Source organism: Pseudomonas sp. SP16.1 (genome assembly GCF_052682975.1).
The window spans coordinates 2,875,695-2,895,244 of sequence record NZ_JBQYFZ010000001.1; the positions used below are offsets into that span (position 1 = coordinate 2,875,695).

17 protein-coding genes and 2 pseudogenes are annotated in these 19,550 nt (G+C 66.6%); 8 read left to right on the top strand and 11 right to left on the bottom strand.

Annotated elements, in window-relative coordinates:
• The first annotated feature begins 42 nt into the window (after positions 1 to 42).
• Positions 43 to 600 (top strand): COG3904 family protein, encoded by a 558-nt coding sequence (locus ACUTAF_RS13730; protein WP_445580484.1) that lies wholly within the window; start codon positions 43 to 45, stop codon positions 598 to 600.
• Positions 601 to 654: 54 nt separating this feature from the next.
• On the opposite strand, the gene ACUTAF_RS13735 is transcribed toward ACUTAF_RS13730, so the two are convergent.
• The 3 genes from ACUTAF_RS13735 to ACUTAF_RS13745 form a co-directional block, all read right to left on the bottom strand.
• Positions 655 to 1,395 (bottom strand): MauE/DoxX family redox-associated membrane protein, encoded by a 741-nt coding sequence (locus ACUTAF_RS13735; protein WP_445580485.1) that lies wholly within the window; start codon positions 1,393 to 1,395, stop codon positions 655 to 657.
• Positions 1,396 to 1,465: 70 nt separating this feature from the next.
• Positions 1,466 to 2,209, bottom strand: a complete 744-nt coding sequence (locus ACUTAF_RS13740; protein WP_445580486.1) for an SDR family NAD(P)-dependent oxidoreductase — start codon at positions 2,207 to 2,209, stop codon at positions 1,466 to 1,468.
• A 64-nt stretch (positions 2,210 to 2,273) separates the two neighbouring features.
• Positions 2,274 to 2,621 (bottom strand): hypothetical protein, encoded by a 348-nt coding sequence (locus ACUTAF_RS13745; RefSeq protein WP_445580487.1) that lies wholly within the window; start codon positions 2,619 to 2,621, stop codon positions 2,274 to 2,276.
• Between the two features lie 590 nt (positions 2,622 to 3,211).
• Here ACUTAF_RS13745 and ACUTAF_RS13750 point away from each other — a divergent pair.
• Both ACUTAF_RS13750 and ACUTAF_RS13755 read left to right on the top strand, forming a co-directional pair.
• A pseudogene (locus ACUTAF_RS13750) lies at positions 3,212 to 3,571 on the top strand (alpha/beta fold hydrolase); the annotation flags it as partial.
• Positions 3,572 to 3,773: 202 nt separating this feature from the next.
• A pseudogene (locus tag ACUTAF_RS13755) lies at positions 3,774 to 3,968 on the top strand (LysE family translocator); the annotation flags it as partial.
• A 26-nt stretch (positions 3,969 to 3,994) separates the two neighbouring features.
• On the opposite strand, the gene ACUTAF_RS13760 reads toward ACUTAF_RS13755, so the two are convergent.
• Positions 3,995 to 4,438, bottom strand: a complete 444-nt coding sequence (locus tag ACUTAF_RS13760) for a helix-turn-helix domain-containing protein (RefSeq protein WP_445580488.1) — start codon at positions 4,436 to 4,438, stop codon at positions 3,995 to 3,997.
• 82 nt (positions 4,439 to 4,520) lie between these two features.
• On the opposite strand from ACUTAF_RS13760, the gene ACUTAF_RS13765 reads away from it, so the two are divergent.
• The gene (locus ACUTAF_RS13765; protein ID WP_445580489.1) at positions 4,521 to 5,015 is read left to right on the top strand and encodes a DUF2938 domain-containing protein; all 495 of its coding nucleotides are present in this window, start codon (positions 4,521 to 4,523) and stop codon (positions 5,013 to 5,015) included.
• Positions 5,016 to 5,088: 73 nt separating this feature from the next.
• Here ACUTAF_RS13765 and ACUTAF_RS13770 read toward each other — a convergent pair whose 3' ends face one another.
• The 4 genes from ACUTAF_RS13770 to ACUTAF_RS13785 form a co-directional block, all read right to left on the bottom strand.
• Complete coding sequence (locus ACUTAF_RS13770; protein ID WP_445580490.1) at positions 5,089 to 5,814, bottom strand: substrate-binding periplasmic protein; 726 nt, start codon at positions 5,812 to 5,814, stop codon at positions 5,089 to 5,091.
• Between the two features lie 224 nt (positions 5,815 to 6,038).
• Positions 6,039 to 6,572 carry a DUF3087 domain-containing protein gene (locus tag ACUTAF_RS13775; RefSeq protein WP_445580491.1) on the bottom strand — a complete coding sequence of 178 codons (534 nt, stop codon included), beginning with the start codon at positions 6,570 to 6,572 and terminating at the stop codon, positions 6,039 to 6,041.
• Between the two features lie 47 nt (positions 6,573 to 6,619).
• Positions 6,620 to 10,648: an ATP-dependent RNA helicase HrpA gene (hrpA, locus tag ACUTAF_RS13780; protein ID WP_445580492.1), complete on the bottom strand. Its 4,029-nt coding sequence runs from the start codon at positions 10,646 to 10,648 to the stop codon at positions 6,620 to 6,622.
• 148 nt (positions 10,649 to 10,796) lie between these two features.
• Positions 10,797 to 11,300 carry a MarR family winged helix-turn-helix transcriptional regulator gene (locus tag ACUTAF_RS13785; RefSeq protein WP_445580493.1) on the bottom strand — a complete coding sequence of 168 codons (504 nt, stop codon included), beginning with the start codon at positions 11,298 to 11,300 and terminating at the stop codon, positions 10,797 to 10,799.
• A gap of 85 nt (positions 11,301 to 11,385) precedes the next feature.
• On the opposite strand from ACUTAF_RS13785, the gene ACUTAF_RS13790 reads away from it, so the two are divergent.
• Positions 11,386 to 12,288, top strand: a complete 903-nt coding sequence (locus ACUTAF_RS13790) for a DMT family transporter (protein WP_445580494.1) — start codon at positions 11,386 to 11,388, stop codon at positions 12,286 to 12,288.
• A 136-nt stretch (positions 12,289 to 12,424) separates the two neighbouring features.
• Here ACUTAF_RS13790 and fadD1 read toward each other — a convergent pair whose 3' ends face one another.
• The gene (fadD1, locus tag ACUTAF_RS13795; protein ID WP_445580495.1) at positions 12,425 to 14,113 is read right to left on the bottom strand and encodes a long-chain-fatty-acid--CoA ligase FadD1; all 1,689 of its coding nucleotides are present in this window, start codon (positions 14,111 to 14,113) and stop codon (positions 12,425 to 12,427) included.
• 407 nt (positions 14,114 to 14,520) lie between these two features.
• Entirely contained in the window at positions 14,521 to 16,209 is a 1,689-nt protein-coding gene (gene fadD2, locus ACUTAF_RS13800) for a long-chain-fatty-acid--CoA ligase FadD2 (RefSeq protein ID WP_445580496.1), read from the bottom strand.
• Between the two features lie 181 nt (positions 16,210 to 16,390).
• Between fadD2 and ACUTAF_RS13805 the strand changes: the two genes are divergently transcribed.
• The 3 genes from ACUTAF_RS13805 (at position 16,391) to ACUTAF_RS13815 (ending at position 18,654) form a co-directional block, all read left to right on the top strand.
• Entirely contained in the window at positions 16,391 to 17,122 is a 732-nt protein-coding gene (locus ACUTAF_RS13805; RefSeq protein WP_445580497.1) for a substrate-binding periplasmic protein, read from the top strand.
• Between the two features lie 114 nt (positions 17,123 to 17,236).
• Positions 17,237 to 18,187, top strand: a complete 951-nt coding sequence (locus ACUTAF_RS13810) for an alpha/beta hydrolase (protein ID WP_445580498.1) — start codon at positions 17,237 to 17,239, stop codon at positions 18,185 to 18,187.
• Positions 18,184 to 18,654, top strand: a complete 471-nt coding sequence (locus ACUTAF_RS13815; protein WP_445580499.1) for a MaoC family dehydratase — start codon at positions 18,184 to 18,186, stop codon at positions 18,652 to 18,654. Before ACUTAF_RS13810 ends, ACUTAF_RS13815 begins: the two co-directional genes overlap by 4 nt.
• 90 nt (positions 18,655 to 18,744) lie before the next feature.
• On the opposite strand, the gene ACUTAF_RS13820 is transcribed toward ACUTAF_RS13815, so the two are convergent.
• The gene (locus ACUTAF_RS13820) at positions 18,745 to 19,530 is read right to left on the bottom strand and encodes a TatD family hydrolase (protein WP_445580500.1); all 786 of its coding nucleotides are present in this window, start codon (positions 19,528 to 19,530) and stop codon (positions 18,745 to 18,747) included.
• Positions 19,531 to 19,550 lie beyond the last annotated feature (20 nt).

The following is a 19,550-nucleotide window of genomic DNA, read 5'->3' on the forward strand; positions in this document are numbered from 1 at the left end:
TCTTCTGCCACCGACGCCACCGCCCTGCCCCCGAGCCCGCCCATGATCCACCACCTGCTTCGCCCCGTTCTGCTCTGCTGCCTCACCCTCGCCGCACTGCCCGCTCATGCCAGGGTGGACGTCGAGACGCAAGGCGGCCTGCTGGCGGCGAAGATTTCCGAGGAGATCACCCCGGGCGACTACGAGCGCCTGCTCCAGGGCCTGCGCGCCAATCCCGGCGCCTACAGCCGCAAGATCGTCTTGCTCGACAGCATCGGCGGCAGCGCGCCGGAGGCGATGCGCATGGGCCGGCTGCTGCGCGAAACCGGCTTCGAGGCGCTGGTGCCGTCCGAAGGCCTATGCCAGGGCAGCTGCGTCTACCTGTTGGCAGCGGGCACGCGCAAGATCGTCAAGGGGCATGTCGCCCTGCGCCGCCCGCCCTTTCCCGCCGGCGACTCGGCCCAAGCCCAGCGCGTCCATGGTCGCCAGCCGTTCAGCCCAGCCGGTTACCTGCGCGAGATGGGCGTCGATATCCGCCTGGCCGAGGATATCTACCAGGCCGCCCCCAACCAGTTGCGCCTGCTGAGCCGGGAGGAACTGGCGCGTTACCGGCTGAACTGAGCCCCGTCGCTTGGCGTCGACGAAACCGCTCTGCTCGATACCTCGCGCCGAGGCTCAGCCCAACACCACGCGCAGGCCCATGCCCACCATCATCAGGTTCTCGGTCAACGAAACGAAACCCAGCGGCACCCGGCTGCTGCCGCCGACGCAGGCGCATTTCAGCGCGCGGCGTTCGATATACACCGCCTTGAACACCGACACCGCGCCGAGCGTGCCGATCGACAGCGCCACCGGCCCGGACAGCCAGGGCAGCACGCCAGCGATCATCAGCACACCGGCCAGCAATTCGCCGAAGGGATAGACGTAGGCATAGGGCACCAGCCGCTGGGCCAGCAGGTCGTAGCCGAGGAACGTATTGGCGAACGACTCCGGCTCGCGCAGTTTCAGGCTCGCCAGCAGGCACATGCTGAAGGCCACGAACCACTCCAGAACACGCCACTCCAGCAGCGCCTGGAAGGCCTGCCAGTGCGCCGCCAGCGCCATCAGCGCAGCCACGCCGAACACCACCTGCACCGGCCGATAGCTGGTCGCCTGCGGATCCGTCACCGACAGACCGAAGAAGCGCCGCAAGTCGTCGTAACCGCCGATGCGATGCCCCTCGATATACACCTGGGGCGTACTCTGCACCCCCTCCCTGGCCTTGAACGCATCGGTCTGCTCGCGGCTGCGCAGCCAGTGGTCGTCTACCTGGTAGCCCTTGCGCCGCAGCAGATAACGCGACCTGAGCCCGAACGGGCACAGGTGTTCCTTCATCACCATGCGGTAGAGCGAGGCGTGTTTTTCCGGACGAGTCATGGCGGGCCTCCGATAGCTGCTGTTACTAACAGCGACCCACCAAGGCCGTGAACATTCCGGGAAAATGCTTTCAGCGCAGGGTGTAGCCCTTGTCGACCACCCAGTCCTGTCCGTACACGCCACGGGCGCCTTGGGACAGCTGGAACAGCACCACCTCGGCCACCGCGTCGGCGCGGAGAAACTCGCCGTCCACCAGCCGCGCACTGACCTCGCTGGCGACGCCGGCCAGCGCCTCGTCCGGCAGGCCCAAGCCGTTCCAGATCGGCGTGGCGGTCGGCCCCGGCGAGACCAGGTTCAGACGCAGGTCCTCCCGCGCATGCTCCAGCGCCAGGCTACGCACCAGCGCCGACAGCGCCGCCTTGCTGGCGATATAGGCGCCGAGGCCGACGAAGCCGAGTTGGCGCAGGAAGGTGCTGATGAACACCACAGAGGCACGCTCGGCCAGCTGCGCCTTCAGCGCGTAGAAGGTATTCACCGCGCCAGCGCCGTTTACCCGCCACTGCGCGTCGAATGCCTGTAGGTTGTTGCCCGGCGCCAGCAGGGCGATACCCGCGTTGGGCACCAGGTAATGCACCTCGCCCAGCTCGGTCGCCCGCGCGGCCAGCCCCTGCAGCGACGCTTCGCGGGTCACATCGCCCTCGTACCAGAACAGCTGCCCGGGATAGCGCTCCAACAGCGGCGCCAGTTCACCCAGGCTGCGCGACAGCGCCAGCACCCGCGCGCCGCGCTGCAACAACTGCTCACACACGGCCAGGCCGATACCGGAACTGGCGCCGGTCACCACCGCCAGACGTTGCTCGAATTCATTGCTCATCATTACCTCGAAAGCAGAACGGAGGGTCGCGCCCCGGGCCAGGCCCGGAGCGGAGGCGAAGGGATCAATGGGGATAGAGCCGGCCCTGGCGCAGGTCCACCTGCTGGCCACGCTCGAAGCGCTGCTGCGGCGAGCGCACCCAGCGCTCCACGCCCTCCTCGTCACGCACGATGTAGGCGGTGCCACTCTGGCCCGTGGCGCGCTGCACCTGCGCGCCGGACCAGCCACCCACCGCCGCCCCCACCACGGCCCCGACCGGCCCGCCGGCAACGGCCCCGACCATCAACCCAGTCAGGCCGCCGAAACTGGTACCGACCGAGTTCTCCTCCTTCTGCGCCACCACCTCGACGGCCTGAGCGGATTGCGCGGCCAGCAGGCCGATTGTGAAAGCGAGCAAGGCAAAGCGATTCATCTGAACTCTCCTGTATTGGACATTACATCCACAGCAAGTCATATTTCGTGCCAAGTATTTTTTGCTTTTATTCCAATAATTTAAGAAACGCAGAAGTCTTAATGACAACAACAGATCGATGTCTATATGACACATGTTAAGGTCTAAATGACCTCGAAGAGGCAGGCGATCGAAGCTGCACCAGAGAAAAAACCTCATCAATCGAAAGGACAACTTGGCCGGTTCCCGTGACCGGCGCCTCCCTCACGCCAATGGCGATGGCTCATTCCCATCGCACCGCCAAACAGGGTGCCACCCCACCGGACCCAGTTAGTTCGGCGCGATAAGCCATTGGCGTCGCAATCACCGCGACCATCCGGCGGAATGCTCCACCATCCACCGGGCTCCGCTGCCATAGACGGGACCAGCAACCCTTCGCGGAGGTCTCATGCCCCCTCAGCTCAGGTTCTGCACCAGCACCTGGATCTCGATGGCGTCGAGGTGCTCTATCGCCAGGCCGGTCTGCCGGATGCGCCAGTGCTGCAATCGCCCCATGGCTGCCCCTGCTCCTCGAACCAATTCCGCAATCTGATGCCGCTGCTGGCCGACCGCTGGCCGACCGCTGGCGGCTGGTAGCAGCGTATTTCCCCGGCTGCGGCTATTCGGGCACGCCCTTTGGCTTCAGCTACGACTTCGCCGGCTACACCGACTTCCTCGCTCGCTTCGCCGGGCGCCTGGGCATCGAGCGCTTCGCCCTCTATCTGCACGACTTCGGCTCGCAGATCGGCCTGTGCCTGGCCATCAGCCGGCCGCAGCGGGTCGCCGTGCTGATCGTGCAGAACAGCGATATCTACGAGGATCAGCTGGGACCGAAGTACGCCGCGCTCAAGCAGTTCTTCGCCAAGCCCAGCGAGGAGTTCGTCAACGAGGTGGAGCCGCCGGTGCTGGCGCGCATCCCGCCGGATCTGTGGCAGCTGCATTGGGCGCTGATGACGCCGCTGCGCAAACGCATCGCCCTGAAGCTGATCGCCGGGCTCAAGGAGAACCTGGCCTGGTTTCCCCACTACCAGGCCTACCTGCGCCAGCACCGCCCGCCGACGCTGATCCTCTGGGGACCGCGCGGCGGCTACATGCCCGAGGGCGCAGCGCGCGCCTACCTGCGCGACCGGGCAGCGCGAACTGGGGCCGCTGGGCGCGGCGCTGCCGCAGCTGGTCAACCCCAAGGTGTGGATGATGGCGGTCGCGCTGGCCAGCCTGTTCGCCGCCGGCAGCGCGCGCCTGCTGCGATCGCCGCGGCGGATGCAGCGATTCAACCAGTTGCTGGCCCTGCTGCTGTTCACCTCGACCTGGCTGGCGTTGCTGCTGTAGTCCCGGACGGCGCGCGGTGCGCGCGCTTACGAAGCGGAGCCGGCAGCGCGCCGGCCATTGCTCTTCCTGCCGGTCTTGCGCGCATGAGCGCCGGCGGCGGCGGCCTTGAGCAAACGCTGGAAGGTCGGGCACTCGGCGTGGCTCGGCGCCGGGCAGGCGGCGGCATGCCGCAGACCCCGGCTCATGGCGCGCAGGCGCTTGATGCTGGCGTCTATCTCGTCGGCCTTGGCCAGCAGCGCCTGGCGATCGATTTGCGGCTCGCCGTGGCTGGTCAGCATGTTGCGGATCTCTTCCAGGCTGAACCCGGCGGACTGGCCGAGCGAGATCAGCGCCAGCTGATCCAATACCTGCGCCGCGAAACGGCGCCGCTCGCCCTGCCGGTTGAGCACCCGCAGCAAGCCCTTCTCCTCGTAGAAACGCAGCGTCGACGCTGGCAGACCGGAACGCCTGGCGACTTCGGCGATATCCATGGGCAACCCCTTGACTTCAAGTTCACTTGAACTTGTAGCCTCACATCGACGCCAGCCATGGTCAACCCGAGTGAGGCCCAAAATGAACCTACCGCACGATCTCTTGCCGATGTTCGCCATCGGCGCCGGCGCCACCCTGGTGATGGACGCCTGGCTGCTGCTCCTGCAGCGCCTGGGCATCGCCACCCTGAGCTTCGCCCTGGTCGGACGCTGGGTCGGCCACCTGCTGCGCGGCCGGGTCCGCCACGCCGCCATCGCCAGGGCCGCGCCGGTTCGCGGCGAACTGGCGCTGGGCTGGCTCGTCCACTACGCCACCGGCATCGTCTTCGCCGCCCTGCTGCTGGCTCTCGCCGGTCCCGGCTGGGCTGCGCGTCCCTCGCTACTGCCGGCCCTGGCGCTGGGCCTGGTCAGCGTGGCCGTGCCGCTGCTGCTGATCCAGCCGGCGATGGGCGCCGGCATCGTCTCGCGTCACACGCCGACGCCGCTGAAGAACTGCCTGAAAAGCCTCGCCACCCACGGCGTGTTCGGCCTCGGCCTGTACCTGAGCGCCAGCCTGCTGGCCGCGTTGCCGGCCTGAGCCCGGCCTTCGCCCCGGGGAGTCCGCCTGTCTGGCAAGCATCGAGAGCGGCTGACCCGCTGGCCGAGCGCACTCAGGGCCCCAGGTAGCGCTGTTCGATGCGGGTGTAGCTGCCGTCCTCCACCAACCCGCGCAGGGCGGCGGCGTAGTTCTGCACGAACTCGGGCTGTACGCTCCTCCTGCTGAACGCGACCTGCGCCGCGTCGCTGGACACCACCACGGTGGTCGGGCGGATATGCTCGCTCAGGCCCAGACCCTGCAGCTCGAAGCGGGCGGAATGTTCGTCTGCGATCAGCCCGTCGATGCGCCGCCGGGCCACCATCTGCCAGAGGTTGAGACGAGTGGCGTTGAGTACCACGCGGCTGGCGAAGGCCTCGTCGGCCATCAGTGTCTGGTAGTCCGCCCCGTAGGACACGCCGATCTGCGCGCCGAGGCGCAGCGGCGTGTCGCGCAGTTGCAGCAGGTTATCCAGCGGCCAGCGCTGCGCCGCATCGCTGCGCAGGAAGAGGATATTGCGCGACGGCTCGAGAATGACGCCGGAGAAGTGCGCGTAGGCCTCGCGTTCCGGCTTGCGGAAGGCGCCGGGCAGGATGTCGAGGCGACCCTGCTCCAGCTCCAGCAGCGCCCTGGCCCAGGGCAGGCGCACCAGGCGCGCCTGGCAGCCCAGGCGGGCGAGCACCGCGCGATTGAGGTCGATATAGATGCCGCCGACCGAGCCGTCCTCCAGCTGCATGCTGAAGGGCGGGTCGTGATCCCAGCGCAGCGACAGTTCGCAGTTCGCCCCGGCCAGCCCTGGCAACAGCGTAAGCAGCAGAAGGAACCGGCGAAGGGCACCTGGGCGAGCCAGCGGGGGACGAACTGCAGATAGCGTCAAAGGCGACTCTCGGGACTACAGGGGACCGATGCGCCCGAGTCTAGGGAAAGCGCGGGTGGATGGCAAAGCGCCACGGCCAGCGTGTGCGACGACGCCGACGAGACGTCGTCGCGTCAGGCTGAACCTGGGGTTAACGCCAGTAGCGGCTCTTAGCGCGTGGCCGCGAAGCCCTTTACCCGCTCCAGCCAGGCCGGGTCGAGGCGGTTCTGCTCCACCTCCAGCCCCTGCGCCTGCATGGCTTCGCGGTGCGCATCGATCTCGCGCACCATCTGGCTCAGCTCGCTGGAATTGCCGTCGAGCTGGTGCATCTGGGTCAGGCCCAGGTGGTAGAAGCGCAGCAGCTTCATCGCGCTGGCGTCGCCCTGGGCCACGCCGGCTTTTACATGATGCATGACGTTGGTCACGCGCATCAGGCTGCGCTTGAGTCGCCAGCCGTATGCGGCCGCGGCCATGAAGGGCCGCGACCACAGCTGCAGGCGCACGAATGCGACGGTCAGGCCCAGACCGGCCAGCACGCCGAGCAGGTTCCAGCGGAAATTGTCGCCGCCGGGCGTGCCAAACAGCTGGGTGCTGGCGGTGGCGCAGAGCATGGCCAGCATCAGGAAGATGAGCGCGATAAGCAGCGTGCTGCGGCGGGTCTGCTGGCGGTAGTGCTCGGGATCGATGGGGGTGATTTCGAACATGACAGACAATTCTCGACTGTAATTGGGCGGGCGCTGCCCTCTCGACATCAGGCCTCGACCTGGCTCCATTGCTTGGAGAGGCGCTTGTCCGATACCGCCATCTTGGTGCCCAGTTGCTGAGCGAACAGCGACACGCGGTATTCCTCCAGCATCCAGCGGTACAGCGTCAGCTGCGGGTCGCGCTTGCCCTCCTGCGCGTGCTTGGCGGCACGGGCTGTGTATTGCTCCCAGGCAGCGGTCAGCTCGCCGGTCCAGACGCGGTCGCGCTGCACCTGGGCGCCGACCTTGTCCAGGCGCTGCTCGATGGCCTTGAGATAACGCGGGATTTCCTTGAGCCACTCGCCCGGCGTCTCGCGCACGAAACCGGCATAGACCAGGTTCGCCAGCTGCTGCTTGATGTCGTTGAGCGCCATGGCCTGGGCCAGGTCGATCTTGCCCTTGAAGCGCTTCTGCAGGCCGTGGTGCAGCTTGAGAATCTCCAGCACCTGGCGGGCGATGCGTTCGGCGTGGGCGGTCCAGTCGCCGCGCTTGCGCTCGGCCAGTTGCGCCAGGGCCGCACCGTCGCGCGGTAGCGCCGCTTCGCCGTCGAGGATGCAGGCATCCAGGCTGGCCAGCAGGATGTCCTCGACCAGCGCCTCGACGCGGCCGATGTCGCGATAGAGCAGGCCCAGCTCGGTCAGCCCCGGCAACTTGCCGCGCAGGAACTTGGCCTGCTCGGCCAACTGTTGCAGCAGCAGGCGTTGCAGGGCGCGGCGGTGCTGGAAGTCGGCTTCGGCCTGGGTCGGGAAGCGCCCTTCCTTGACCACGCCCGCCTCCTCTACCAGCGCCGGGTAAACGGTCATGGAGAGGCCGGCGATCTTCTGCTGAGCCTTTTCCGCCACCTCGGCGAAGGCCTTGGCCTCCACCGTTTTCGGCTTGTCGCTCTGCTGCGGGATGGCCAGGGCGGCCTGGCTGGCCTCGGCGAAACGCGCGGTCAGCTCGGCCAGGTCGCGGCCTTCGCCGAGGAACTTGCCACGGGCATCCACCACCTCGATGTTCATCTTCAGGTGGTTTTCCAGCCCGGCGGCGGCCTCGGACCAGGCCTCGTCGGAGACCCGCGCACCGGTCATGCGCAGCAGCTCCTGGCCCAGGGCCTGCGGCAACGAGCCCTGGCCGAACACCAGCTTGCCCAGCGCCGCGCCGACGAAATCCGGCACCGGCACGAAGTTCTTGCGCAGCGCCTTGGGCAGGCCGCGCACCAGGGCGATGCATTTGGCTTCCAGCAGCCCCGGCACCAGCCATTCCAGGCGCTCGGGTTGCAGTTGCGGCAGCAGCGGCGCCGGCACCCGCAGGGTCACGCCGTCGCGCGGATGGTTGGGCTCGAAGTGGTAGCTCAGCGGCAGTTGCAGCTCGCCGATGCGCAAATTGTCCGGGTAGTGCGCGGCGGTGACGTCCTTGGCGTCGCGGGCCAGGGCGTCCTCCTCGCGCATGATCAGCAGCCCGGCGTCGGCGGCGCTGCCCTTCTTGTACCAGGCCTCGAAACTGGCGGTCTGGTAGATGTCCTGCGGGATGCGCGCGTCGTAGTAGCCGAACAGGGTTTCCTCGTCGGCGAGGATGTCGCGGCGGCGCGACTTGGCCTCCAGCTCGTCGAGGCGTTCGAGCAACTGGCGGTTGGCGGTCAGGCAGCGCACCCGGCTGTTGATCTCGCCGCGCACCAGGCCCTCGCGGATAAACAGCTCGCGCGAAACCTGCGGGTCGATGGGGCCGTAGTGCACCGGGCGGCGAGCGACCACGATCATGCCGTACAAAGTGACCTGCTCGAAGGCCACCACCTGGCCGCGCTTCTTCTCCCAGTGCGGCTCCAGATGGTTCTTCTTAACCAGATGGCCAGCCAGCGGCTCGATCCAGTCCGGCTCGATCTTCGCCACCATGCGGGCGAACAGCTTGGTGGTTTCCACCAGCTCAGCAGCCATCACCCAGTAGGGTTTCTTGCGCCCGATCACGCTGGACGGGTGAATCCAGAAGCGCCGCTGGCGCGCGCCGAGGTAGTCGCCGTCCTCGGTCTTCTGGCCGATCTGGCTGAGCAGGCCGGCGAGAATCGCCTTGTGCACGGCGGCGTAGTTCTTCGCCCGCACCGCCGCCTCGCCGGCCTCGGCCTGCTGACGGGCGATGGCGTTGACGCGGGTGTCCTTGGTCGGCTGCGGTTTATCTGCTGCCTGCTCGTTCTGCGCCGGCTCCCGATTCTGGCCGCCCTTGCCCGTCAACTGCAGATCACGGGCTATCAGCACCAACTGCCGATGCGCATCGCGCCACTCGCGCAGGCGCATGTAGTTGAGGAAGTTCTTCTTGCACCAGGTGCGCAGCGGGTTGCTGCCCAGCTCCTGGCGCTTTTCCTCGAAACCGCGCCACAGGTTGATCAGCGCGGCGAAGTCGGAGTCCACGTCCTTCCATTGCGCATGCGCCTGGTCGGCGGCCTGCTGTCGATCCATCGGTCGTTCGCGCGGGTCCTGTACCGACAGCGCGGCGGCGACGATGAGGATTTCCTCCAGGCTGCCCTGCTTGGCGCCCTCCAACACCATGCGCCCCAGGCGCGGGTCGATGGGCAGGCGCGCCAGCTGGCGGCCGATGGGCGTGAGTTGGCTGTCGCGGCCCACCGCCGACAGCTCCTGCAGCAGGTTGAAGCCGTCGCTGATGGCCTTGCCGTCTGGCGGCTCGATAAAGGGGAAGTCCTCGATGCTGCCCAGGCGCAGGTGCAGCATCTGCAGGATCACCGCCGCCAGGTTGGTGCGCAGAATCTCCGGGTCGGTGAATTCGGGGCGCCCGAGAAAATCCTCCTCGCTGTACAGACGGATGCAGATGCCCGGCTCGACCCGCCCGCAGCGGCCCTTGCGCTGGTTGGCGCTGGCCTGCGACACCGGCTCGATGGGCAGGCGCTGCACCTTGGCGCGGTAGCTGTAGCGGCTGATGCGCGCGGTGCCGCTGTCGATCACATAGCGGATGCCCGGCACGGTCAGCGAGGTCTCGGCGACGTTGGTGGCCAGCACTATCTTGCGCCCCGGCATCGGCGCGAAGATCTTCTGCTGCTCGGCCGGGGTCAGCCGCGCGTAAAGCGGCAGCACCTCGGTATGGCGCAGGTTGGCCTTGCGCAGCACCTCGGCGGCCTCGCGGATCTCGCGCTCGCCGGGCAGGAACACCAGCACGTCGCCGGGACGCTTGCCGACCTCGCGTTCATGGGCGGCGATCTCGTCCAGCGCGGCGAGAATACCCTGGTCGATGGAGAGGTCGTCGAGCAGGCGCTCGCCCTCCTCGTCCACCTCGGCCGCCAGCGGGCGGTACCAGGTTTCCACCGGGTAGGTGCGGCCGGATACCTCGATGATCGGCGCATCGTTGAAATGCTTGGAGAAGCGCTCCAGGTCGATGGTCGCCGAAGTGATGATCAGCTTCAGATCCGGCCGACGCGGCAGCAGGGTCTTCAGATAGCCGAGCAGGAAGTCGATGTTGAGGCTGCGTTCGTGGGCCTCGTCGACGATGATGGTGTCGTACTTTTCCAGGAAGCGGTCGTGCTGGGTCTCGGCGAGCAGGATGCCGTCGGTCATCAGCTTGATCAGCGTGCCGTCCTTGCTCTGATCCTCGAAACGCACCTGGTAGCCGACCAGCTCGCCCAGCGGCGTGCCGATTTCCTCGGCCACCCGCGTCGCCACGCTGCGCGCCGCCAGGCGGCGCGGCTGGGTGTGGCCGATCAGGCCGTGCATGCCGCGGCCGAGCTCCAGGCAGATCTTCGGCAGCTGGGTGGTCTTGCCCGAGCCGGTCTCGCCGGCGATCACCACCACCTGGCTCTTCTCCAGCGCGGCCTTGATCTCGTCGCGCTTGGCGGCGATCGGCAGCGCGTCGTCGTAGCGCATCGGCGGCACGCTCTGCTTGCGCGCCAGCACCTTGGCGCAGGAGGCCTGGAAGCGCTCCAGCCACTGCGCCAGCTTGGCTTCGTCGGGCTTTTTCTGCAGCTCGTGCAATTGCCGGCGCAGGCGATGGCGCTCGGCCTGCAGCGCCTGGTCGAGATTCTTGTGCAGTTGGTCGAAGCTGGGAATGGCGTCGGTCATCGGAGCCGTGCTGGGTCTGTCGTCGGGAAATCAGCCGGCGATTGTCGCAGATTGCGCCCCGCCCGCGTAGGGCGCAGCGCAATGCCGGCCGGCGCAGGGGCGCATAGGACGAACTTCAGGAGGGCCAGCGAACGGCCCGCCGATGACGTCACGACTCCCCTCGCGGGCCGAGCCCCGCCAGCAGCTTGCCGGTCAATTCATGCAACGTGCGCTGCTCGTCGGCGGTCAATCCTCTGAGCACACGCTGCAGGTTGGCCACGTGGGCGGCGAGCATGCCGTCGATCAATTCGAAACCGGCCGGCGTCAGCGCCACCAGCACGCCGCGGCGGTCGCTGGGATGCTTGCGCCGCTCGATCAGCCCGGCCTTTTCCAGGCGGTCGATGCGGCTGGTCATGCCGCCCGAGGAAATCATCGCACTCTCGTACAAGGCGGTGGGCATCAGCGCATAGGGCTCGCCCGCGCGGCGCAGGGTGGCGAGCAGGTCGAACTCGCCGGCCTGCAGGCCGTGCGCGGCGAAGAACGGCAGCAGGTGATCCCGGCTGATCACCTGGCTGAGTTCGCCAAGACGTCCGATCACCGCCATGGAAAAGCCGTCCAGGTCGGGCCGTTGTTGCTGCCACTGCTCGGCGGCCAGTTGCGCGCGGTCCTGCATATCGCCCTCGATTTATCTTGCCATCAAGATACTTTTCAAAAAGAATGTTGCCATCGTAGCGTATTCATACCCAGGAGGCAGCTGCATGTCCGGCTCCACTTCCCGGCCGATTCTGGCCCTGTCGCTTCTACTGGCCGTCGGCGCGCTGATGGGCCTGACCAGCAATCTGGTAAAGCTGGCCGGCAACGCCGGCTGGCCGCCGCTGGCCTATCTGCTGTGGAGCCTGCTCGGTGGCGGCCTGCTGCTGTTGCTGCTGGCCTGGCTACGCGGCGAACGCCCCGGCCTGAGCCCGCGTCTACAGCGCTATTATCTGGCCTCGGGGCTGCTCAGCATCGCCGTACCCAATGGCCTGCTGTTCAGCTCGATCGGCCATGTCGGCGCCGGCTTCGCGTCGATGTGCCTGGCCTTTCCGCCGCTGATCACCTATCTGCTGGCCCTGGCGCTGCGCATGGAAGGTCTCAGCCGCATCCGCCTGCTGGGCATCTGCATCGGCCTGGGCGGCAGCCTGCTGCTGGCGCTGGGCAAGCTGCACACGGGCGACAGCCCGACGTTGTGGGTCCTGGCCGCGCTGTGCGTGCCGCTGTTCCTGGCCCTGGGCAATGTCTACCGCTCGCGCTATTGGCCACGCGGCGCCAGCCCGCTGTCGCTGGCGCCGGGGATGCTGCTCGGCGGCGCGGCGTTGCTGCTGCCCGTGGGACTGCTCGGCGTCGATCTCGCCCCGCGCCTGGACAGCCCGTCGGCCCTCGGCCTGCTGCTCGCGCAGATGCTGCTGTTCGCCATGATCTATGCGCTGTTCTTCGTGCTGCAGAAACTGGCCGGCGCGGTGTTTCTCAGCCAGATCGGGTCGGTGGCGGCGATCGTCGGCGCGGCCATCGCCATCGGTCTGCTCGGCGAACGGGGCAGCCTGACGATGCTGCTGGCGGCCCTGTGCATAGTCGGCGGCGTGCTATTGGTGGCCTGGCGCGGGGCGAAGGAGGCGCAAGGCTGACAGGCCATGCGCCGGTAAACGCCGCCCCGCCGCGCGCACCAGCAAACCCAAGCCGTCCCCGGTGCACACAGCGCACCCTAGGATGACGCAATAAAAAACGCCACCCGAAGGTGGCGTTCTTGTCAGCGTAGGCGAATCACTTCTTGCCCAGCTTCTTCAGCTCTTCGTCGCGCAGTTCGCGACGCAGGATCTTGCCGACGTTGGTGGTCGGCAGCACGTCGCGGAACTCCACGGCCCTGGGCACCTTGTAGCCGGTGAGGTTGGCGCGCATGTGCTCCATCACCTGCTCCTTGGTCAGGCTTTCGCCCGGCTTGACCACCACGAACACCTTGATCGCCTCGCCGGACTTCTCGTCCGGCACGCCGATGGCGGCGCACTGCAGCACGCCCGGCAGGGTAGCGAGCACATCTTCCAGCTCGTTCGGGTAGACGTTGAAGCCGGACACTAGAATCATGTCCTTCTTGCGGTCGACGATACGCAGGTAGCCGTCTTCCTGGATCAGACCGATGTCGCCGGTCTTCAGCCAGCCGTCGGCATCGAGGATCTCGTCGGTGGCTTCCTGGCGCTGCCAGTAGCCCTTCATCACCTGCGGGCCCTTCACGCACAGTTCGCCGATCTCGCCGATGGCAAGCGTATGGCCGTCGTCGTTGATGATCTTGCACAGGGTCGAGGGCAGCGGAATGCCGATGGTGCCGAGCTGGATGGCGCTGAACGGGTTGACCGTGGCCACCGGGCTGGTCTCGGTCATGCCGAAGCCTTCGCAGATGGCGCAGCCGGTGACTTCCTTCCAGCGCTCGGCGGTCGCCAGTTGCAGGGCCATGCCGCCGGATACGGTGAGCTTCAGGCTGGAGAAGTCCAGCTTGCGGAAGTCCTCGTTGTTGCACAGGGCGACGAACAGGGTGTTGAGGCCGACGAAACCGGTGAAACGGTACTTGGCCAGGTCCTTGACCACGGCCGGCAGGTCGCGCGGGTTGGTGATCAGGACGTTGTGGCCGCCGATCAGCATCATCGCCATACAATGGAAGGTGAAGGCATAGATGTGGTACAGCGGCAGCGGCGCGATCAGCACCTCGCAGCCTTCGTCCAGGTTGGCGCCCATCAGCTCCTTGACCTGCAGCATGTTGGCCACCAGGTTGCGATGGGTGAGCATGGCGCCCTTGGCCACCCCGGTGGTACCGCCGGTGTACTGCAGTACGGCGATCTCGGCGTTGCTCGGGTTGGCTTCATTGAATTTCTGGCCGCGGCCCCTGGCCAGCGCATCGTTGAGTTTGATCGCGCCGGGCAGGTTGTAGGCCGGAACCATCTTCTTCACATGCTTGATCACGGCATTGACCAGCAGGCGTTTGAAGGTCGGCAGCATGTCGCCGACTTCGGTGACGATTACCGTCTTCACGCCGGTCTTGGGCACCACCTGCTCGGCGAGGTGGGCCATATTGGCCAGGCAGACCAGCGCCTTGGCGCCGGAATCGTTGAACTGGTGCTCCATCTCCCGGGCGGTGTACAACGGGTTGGTGTTGACTACCACCAGGCCGGCGCGCATGGCGCCGAACACCACGACCGGATACTGCAGCACGTTGGGCAGCTGCACGGCGATGCGATCGCCCGGCTTGAGGTCGGTGTGCTTCTGCAGATAGGCGGCGAAATCACCGGAGAGCTGGTACATCTCGCCGTAGGTGAGCGTCTTGCCCAGGTTGCTGAAGGCGGGCTTGTCGGCGAAGCGTTGGCAGGACTCCTTCAGCACCGCGAGGATGTTCGGGTACTGGTCGGGATCGATTTCGGCAGCAACCCCAACGGGATACTTGTCCTTCCAGAAGTTTTCGGTCATGGAAGCCCACTCCTAAGCAACAGCTGATCTTCACCGCGTGTAGACGGTTGTTTGTTGTGTGTTTAGCTCGCTTTACCTCGGGCCAGGCGCCCGAAAGCGCGCCGAGAGTAGCAGCTTTGCCAGAGGCCGACCAGCACCAAACATAGCCTGCAGAGTCACGAAAGTGACCAGGAAAAACCATCCGGTCACAACCCATCATTTCTTCGCAATATTTCAGAAATGGCTCTGGCTCGCGCATTTCAGCGCATCGAGCCTGACCCGCAAAGGATGGCAATGGGCTGCGGAGGTCGATGAAACGCAGCGCAAGGGTGTCCGTCCGGTTACCAAATCAACACAAATGAGTTGCCGCGGCGGCGAATCAGGCGGGAAAGCCCCCCGCCCGCGGCGGGGCGAAGGGGGCTTGCGGGTCAGGCGATGTCGCGCAGTTCGCGACGCAGGATCTTGCCGACCGGCGTCATCGGCAGGGCATTCTTGAGCACGATGTGCTTGGGTACCTTGTAGCCGGTGAAGTTTTCCTTGCAGTAGGCCTTGAGCTCCTCGACCGTGACGCCGCCGTCGCGCGGCACCACGAACAGCTTGACCACCTCGCCGGATTTCTCGTCCGGCACGCCGATGGCTGCGCAGCTGGCCACCTTCGGGTGGGCCATGACCACGTCCTCGATCTCGTTGGGGTACACGTTGAAGCCGGAGACGATGATCATGTCCTTCTTGCGATCGACGATACGCACGAAGCCGTCCGGGTCGATCACCGCGATGTCGCCGGTCTTGAACCAGCCCTCGGCGTCGAGTACCTCGGCGGTGGCCTCCGGGCGCTGCCAGTAGCCCTTCATCACCTGCGGGCCCTTGATGCACAGCTCGCCGCGCTCGCCGAGCGGCATCTCGTTGCCGTCGTCGTCGATCACCTTGAACGCGGTGCCCGGCAGCGGGATGCCCACGGTGCCGAGGCGCGCCTTGTCGCCGTAGGGGTTGGTGCTGGCCACCGGCGAGGTTTCGGTCAGACCATAGCCCTCCACCACGGTGCAGCCGGTCATCTGCTGCCAGCGCTCGGCAGTGGCCTTGACCAGCGCGGTGCCGCCGGAGTTGGTGACCTTGAGGTTGGAGAAGTCGAGGTTCTTGAACTCGGGGTGATCCATCAGCGCGACGAACAGGGTGTTGAGCCCCAGCAGCGCGGAGAACTTCCATTTGCCCAGCTCCTTGACGAAGCCGGGAATGTCGCGCGGGTTGGTGATCAGCACGTTGTGGTTGCCGTTGACCATCATGCACATGCAATTCGCGGTGAAGGCGTAGATGTGGTACAGCGGCAGCGGCGCGATCATGATCTCCTGGCCCTGCTTCATCAGCGGCTGGCCGTCGTCGCCCTGCTGCGACAGGCAGGCGTCGACCTGCAGCATGTTGGCCACCAGGTTGCCGTGGGTGAGCATGGCGCCCTTGGCCACCCCGGTGGTACCGCCGGTGTACTGCAGCACGGCGATGTCGTCATGGCTGGCCTTGACCGGCGTCAGCGCCTGGCCGTGCCCCTGCTTGAGCACCTGCTTGAAGGCGATGGCCTGGGGCAGATGGTAGTCGGGCACCATCTTCTTGATCTTCTTCACCACCGTGTTGACCAGCCAGCCCTTGAGGCTCGGCAGCAGGTCGCCCATCCTGGCTTCGATCAGGTAGTCGATCTCGGTATCCGGCAGTACATCCTGCACCAGCTTGCCGAACATGTTGAGGTAGACCAGCGCGCGCACGCCGGCGTCCTTGAACTGGTGCTTCATCTCGCGCGCGGTGTACAGCGGGTTGGTGTTGACCACGATCAGCCCGGCGCGCATGGCGCCGAACACGGCGATGGGATACTGCAGCACGTTGGGCATCTGCACCGCGATGCGCTCGCCCGGCTTGAGGTCGGTGTGCTTCTGCAGGTAGGCGGCGAAGGCCGCGGACAGGCGATCGAGCTCGGCGTAGGTCAGGGTCACGCCCAGGTTGCTGAACGCCGGGCGATCGGCGAAGCGCTTGCACGAGCGCTCGAACACCTCGATGACCGATTTGTAGCTGGCCAGGTCGATGTCGTTGGGCACGCCGGCCGGACGCTTGTCGCTCCAGAAATCAGGCTGCATTGTTATTGTCCTCTTCCCCTGAATTGGTCTGGCCCGCGCTGCGGGACTGTCGGAAAGTAGCAGTTCGGGACGGCGTCGCAAATAGCACAGAGGCGTCATTGACGGACTGAATCTCACAGCCCACTCTCCACTTTCACTCCGTAGCGTCCATAACCATTACTACAATTCAAATACGACGCCGATGCCTCGAACCGCCCTGCTCGCCTGCCTGCTGCTGATCTCTGGCCTGGCCCGCGCCGAACCCGGCCCAAACCTGGCCACGCTGGAATACCCGCCCTATGCCTCGCAGCGCCTGGACGACGGCGGCGGCATCGTCGCCCTCACCCGACGCGCCTTCGCCCTGCGTGGCTACCAGGTGAGAATCGATTTCCTGCCCTGGGCGCGGGTGCGCGCCGAACTGGACGACGGCAACTACCAGGGAGCCCTGGCGCTGTGGCCGCGCGAGGTGATCGAGGCTCGGCTGATCGCCTCACGCCCGCTGTTCTACAGCGAGCTCGGCCTGTTCGTGCGCCAGGATCATCGGGTCGACTCGCACGACCTGCGGCAACTGGCCGGGCAGAAGCTCGGCATCGTCCGCGGCTATGGCTACCCGCAGCGCATCCTCGACGCCGGACTGGTGCTGGAGGAGGCGGTGGACGACATCAGCAACCTGCGCAAGCTGCAGGCCGGGCGCTTCGATATGGTGCTGCTGGAACGTCGGGTCGGCGACTACCTGGTCGCCGCCGATCCCTATCTGCGCGGCCGGCTGCGCTGGCACGGCAGCGTGCTGGAACGCATCCCGCTGCTGGTCGGTTTCGTGCCCGCACGAGCGGGCGAAACCGACTGGAGCGCGGTGTTCGAACAGGGCCTGCGCGAACTGCACGCCAGCGGCGAATATGTGCAGATTCTGCGGCGCCATGCGCCTGCACCCTGACCGCGCAGCGTGCCGCTCTGGCGTGACAGCTGGACGGCATTGCGCCATCGGCGGGCTTTGCGGCTAACGGTACGCGGTGCACAATGCGGCCAACTTCCGGCACAAGGATTCGCCATGCGCCACCATGCGTTCTCACTGACCGCCAGCGACGGTCTGGCGCTGCACGTCAACCACTGGCAGGCCGAGCAGCCGCCACGCGCGGTGGTCATGCTCGCCCACGGCATGGCCGAGCACAGCCTGCGTTATGCGCGCCTGGGCGAGGCGTTGGCGGCGGCGGGCATGGCCCTCTATGCGCTGGACCAGCGCGGCCACGGCCAGACCGCGGCGCACGGCACGCTCGGCCACTACGCCGACGAGGGCGGCTGGGACAAGGTGGTCGGCGACCTGGCGACGCTCAACCACCATATCCGCCAGCAGCATCCGCAGGCGCCGATCTTCCTCTTCGGCCACAGCATGGGCAGCTACATCGGCCAGGCCTACCTGCTGGGGCACAGCTGCAGCCTGCAGGGTGCGGTGCTGTCCGGCTCCAACTACCAGCCCGTGGCGCTGTACCGCGCCGCGCGGCTGATCGCCGGTTTCGAGCGCTGGCGCCTGGGGCCGAAGGGGCGCAGCAAGCTGATCGATTTCCTCTCCTTCGGCTCGTTCAACAAGGCGTTCAAGCCCAACCGCACCGCCTTCGACTGGCTCAGCCGCGATCCGGCCGAAGTGGACAGGTACGTGGCCGACCCACTGTGCGGCTTCATCTGCACCACCCAGCTGTGGTGCGACCTGCTCGGCGGTCTGCAGCAGATCACCCCGCCGGCCAACCTGGCACAGATCGACGCCGGCCTGCCGCTGCTGGTGATCGGAGGCGGCCGCGACCCGGTCAGCGCAGGCAAGCGCCTGGCCGATCTGGCGGATGCCCTGCGCCAGGCCGGGCTCAGGGACGTGCAACTGAAGATTTATCCCGAGGCCCGTCACGAGCTGCTCAACGAGAGCAATCGCGACGAGGTCACCACCCACCTGATCGACTGGCTGCAGCAAGCGCTGAGCCACAGTCGTCACCCAAGCAAGGAGTCCCCATGACCCAGGTCACCAATATCCCCTACGCCGCCCTCGAAGTCGGTCAGCAGGCCAGTTTCGAGAAGCGGGTGGAAGAGCGCGACGTGCAGCTGTTCGCCGCCGTTTCCGGCGACAACAACCCGGTGCACCTGGACGCCGCCTTCGCCGCCGAGACGCTGTTCAAGGAGCGCATCGCCCACGGCATGTTCAGCGGCGCCCTGATCAGCGCGGCAATCGCCTGCCGCCTGCCCGGCCCGGGCACCATCTATCTCGGCCAGCAACTGAAGTTCACCCGTCCGGTGAAGCTCGGCGACACCCTGACGGTGAAGCTGGAAGTGCTGGAGAAGCTGCCGAAGAACCGCGTGCGCATCGCCACCCGGGTGTTCAACCAGAACGACGAGCAGGTGGTCGACGGCGAAGCCGAAGTGCTGGCGCCACGTAGCGAACAGACCATCGATATGCCGGCCATGCCACGGGTGACCATCGGCTGAAACCGGCGCTGGCGCCGGGCTCGGGCTCGGCGCCAGCCTCGGCTATATGAGCGCCCTCGAATCCGACCTTATGCAGCAACCCTGTACCACTCAGCCCACCACCCGCGCCAGCGGGAACAGGCGCTTGAAATTGGCCGTGGTCTGCTCGGCCAGGGTCTCGATGCTCACTCCGCGCAGGATCGCCAGGTATTCGGCTACCTCACGCACGTACTGCGGCAGGTTGGATTTGCCGCGGTGCGGCACCGGCGCCAGATAGGGCGAGTCGGTTTCCACCAGCAGACGGTCGGCCGGCACCTGACGGGCCACCTCGCGCAGCGCCTCGGCGTTGCGGAAGGTGACGATGCCCGACAGCGAGATATAGAAACCGATGTCCAGCGCCGCCTTGGCCATCTCCCAGTCCTCGGTGAAGCAGTGCAGCACGCCGGCCTGCGGCAGCGCCGCCTCGCGCAGCAGCGCCAGGGTATCGGCACGGGCCTCGCGGGTATGCACGATCACCGGCTTGCCGCTGATGCGCGCCGCCTCCAGGTGCAGGCGAAACGAGGCCTGCTGCAGCGCGGCGGATTCGGGTTCGTAGTGATAGTCCAGGCCGGTCTCGCCGATGGCCACCACCTTGGGATGGGCCAGCTCGGCCAGCAGCCAGTCCAGTGCGGGCTCGGCGCCCGGTTCGAGATCCAGCGGATGCACACCCACCGAACAGTCGACATCGGCATAGCGCTCGGCCAGCGCCTTAACCGTGGCGGCATTGTCGGCACTGACGCCGATGCACAGGAAATGCCCGACGCCCGCATCGCGCGCCGCATCCAGGGCGGCATCCAGCGAGCCTCCGTGGGCGGCGAGGTCGAGACGGTCGAGGTGGCAGTGGGAGTCGATCAGCACAACAGGGAACTCGGGCAGGG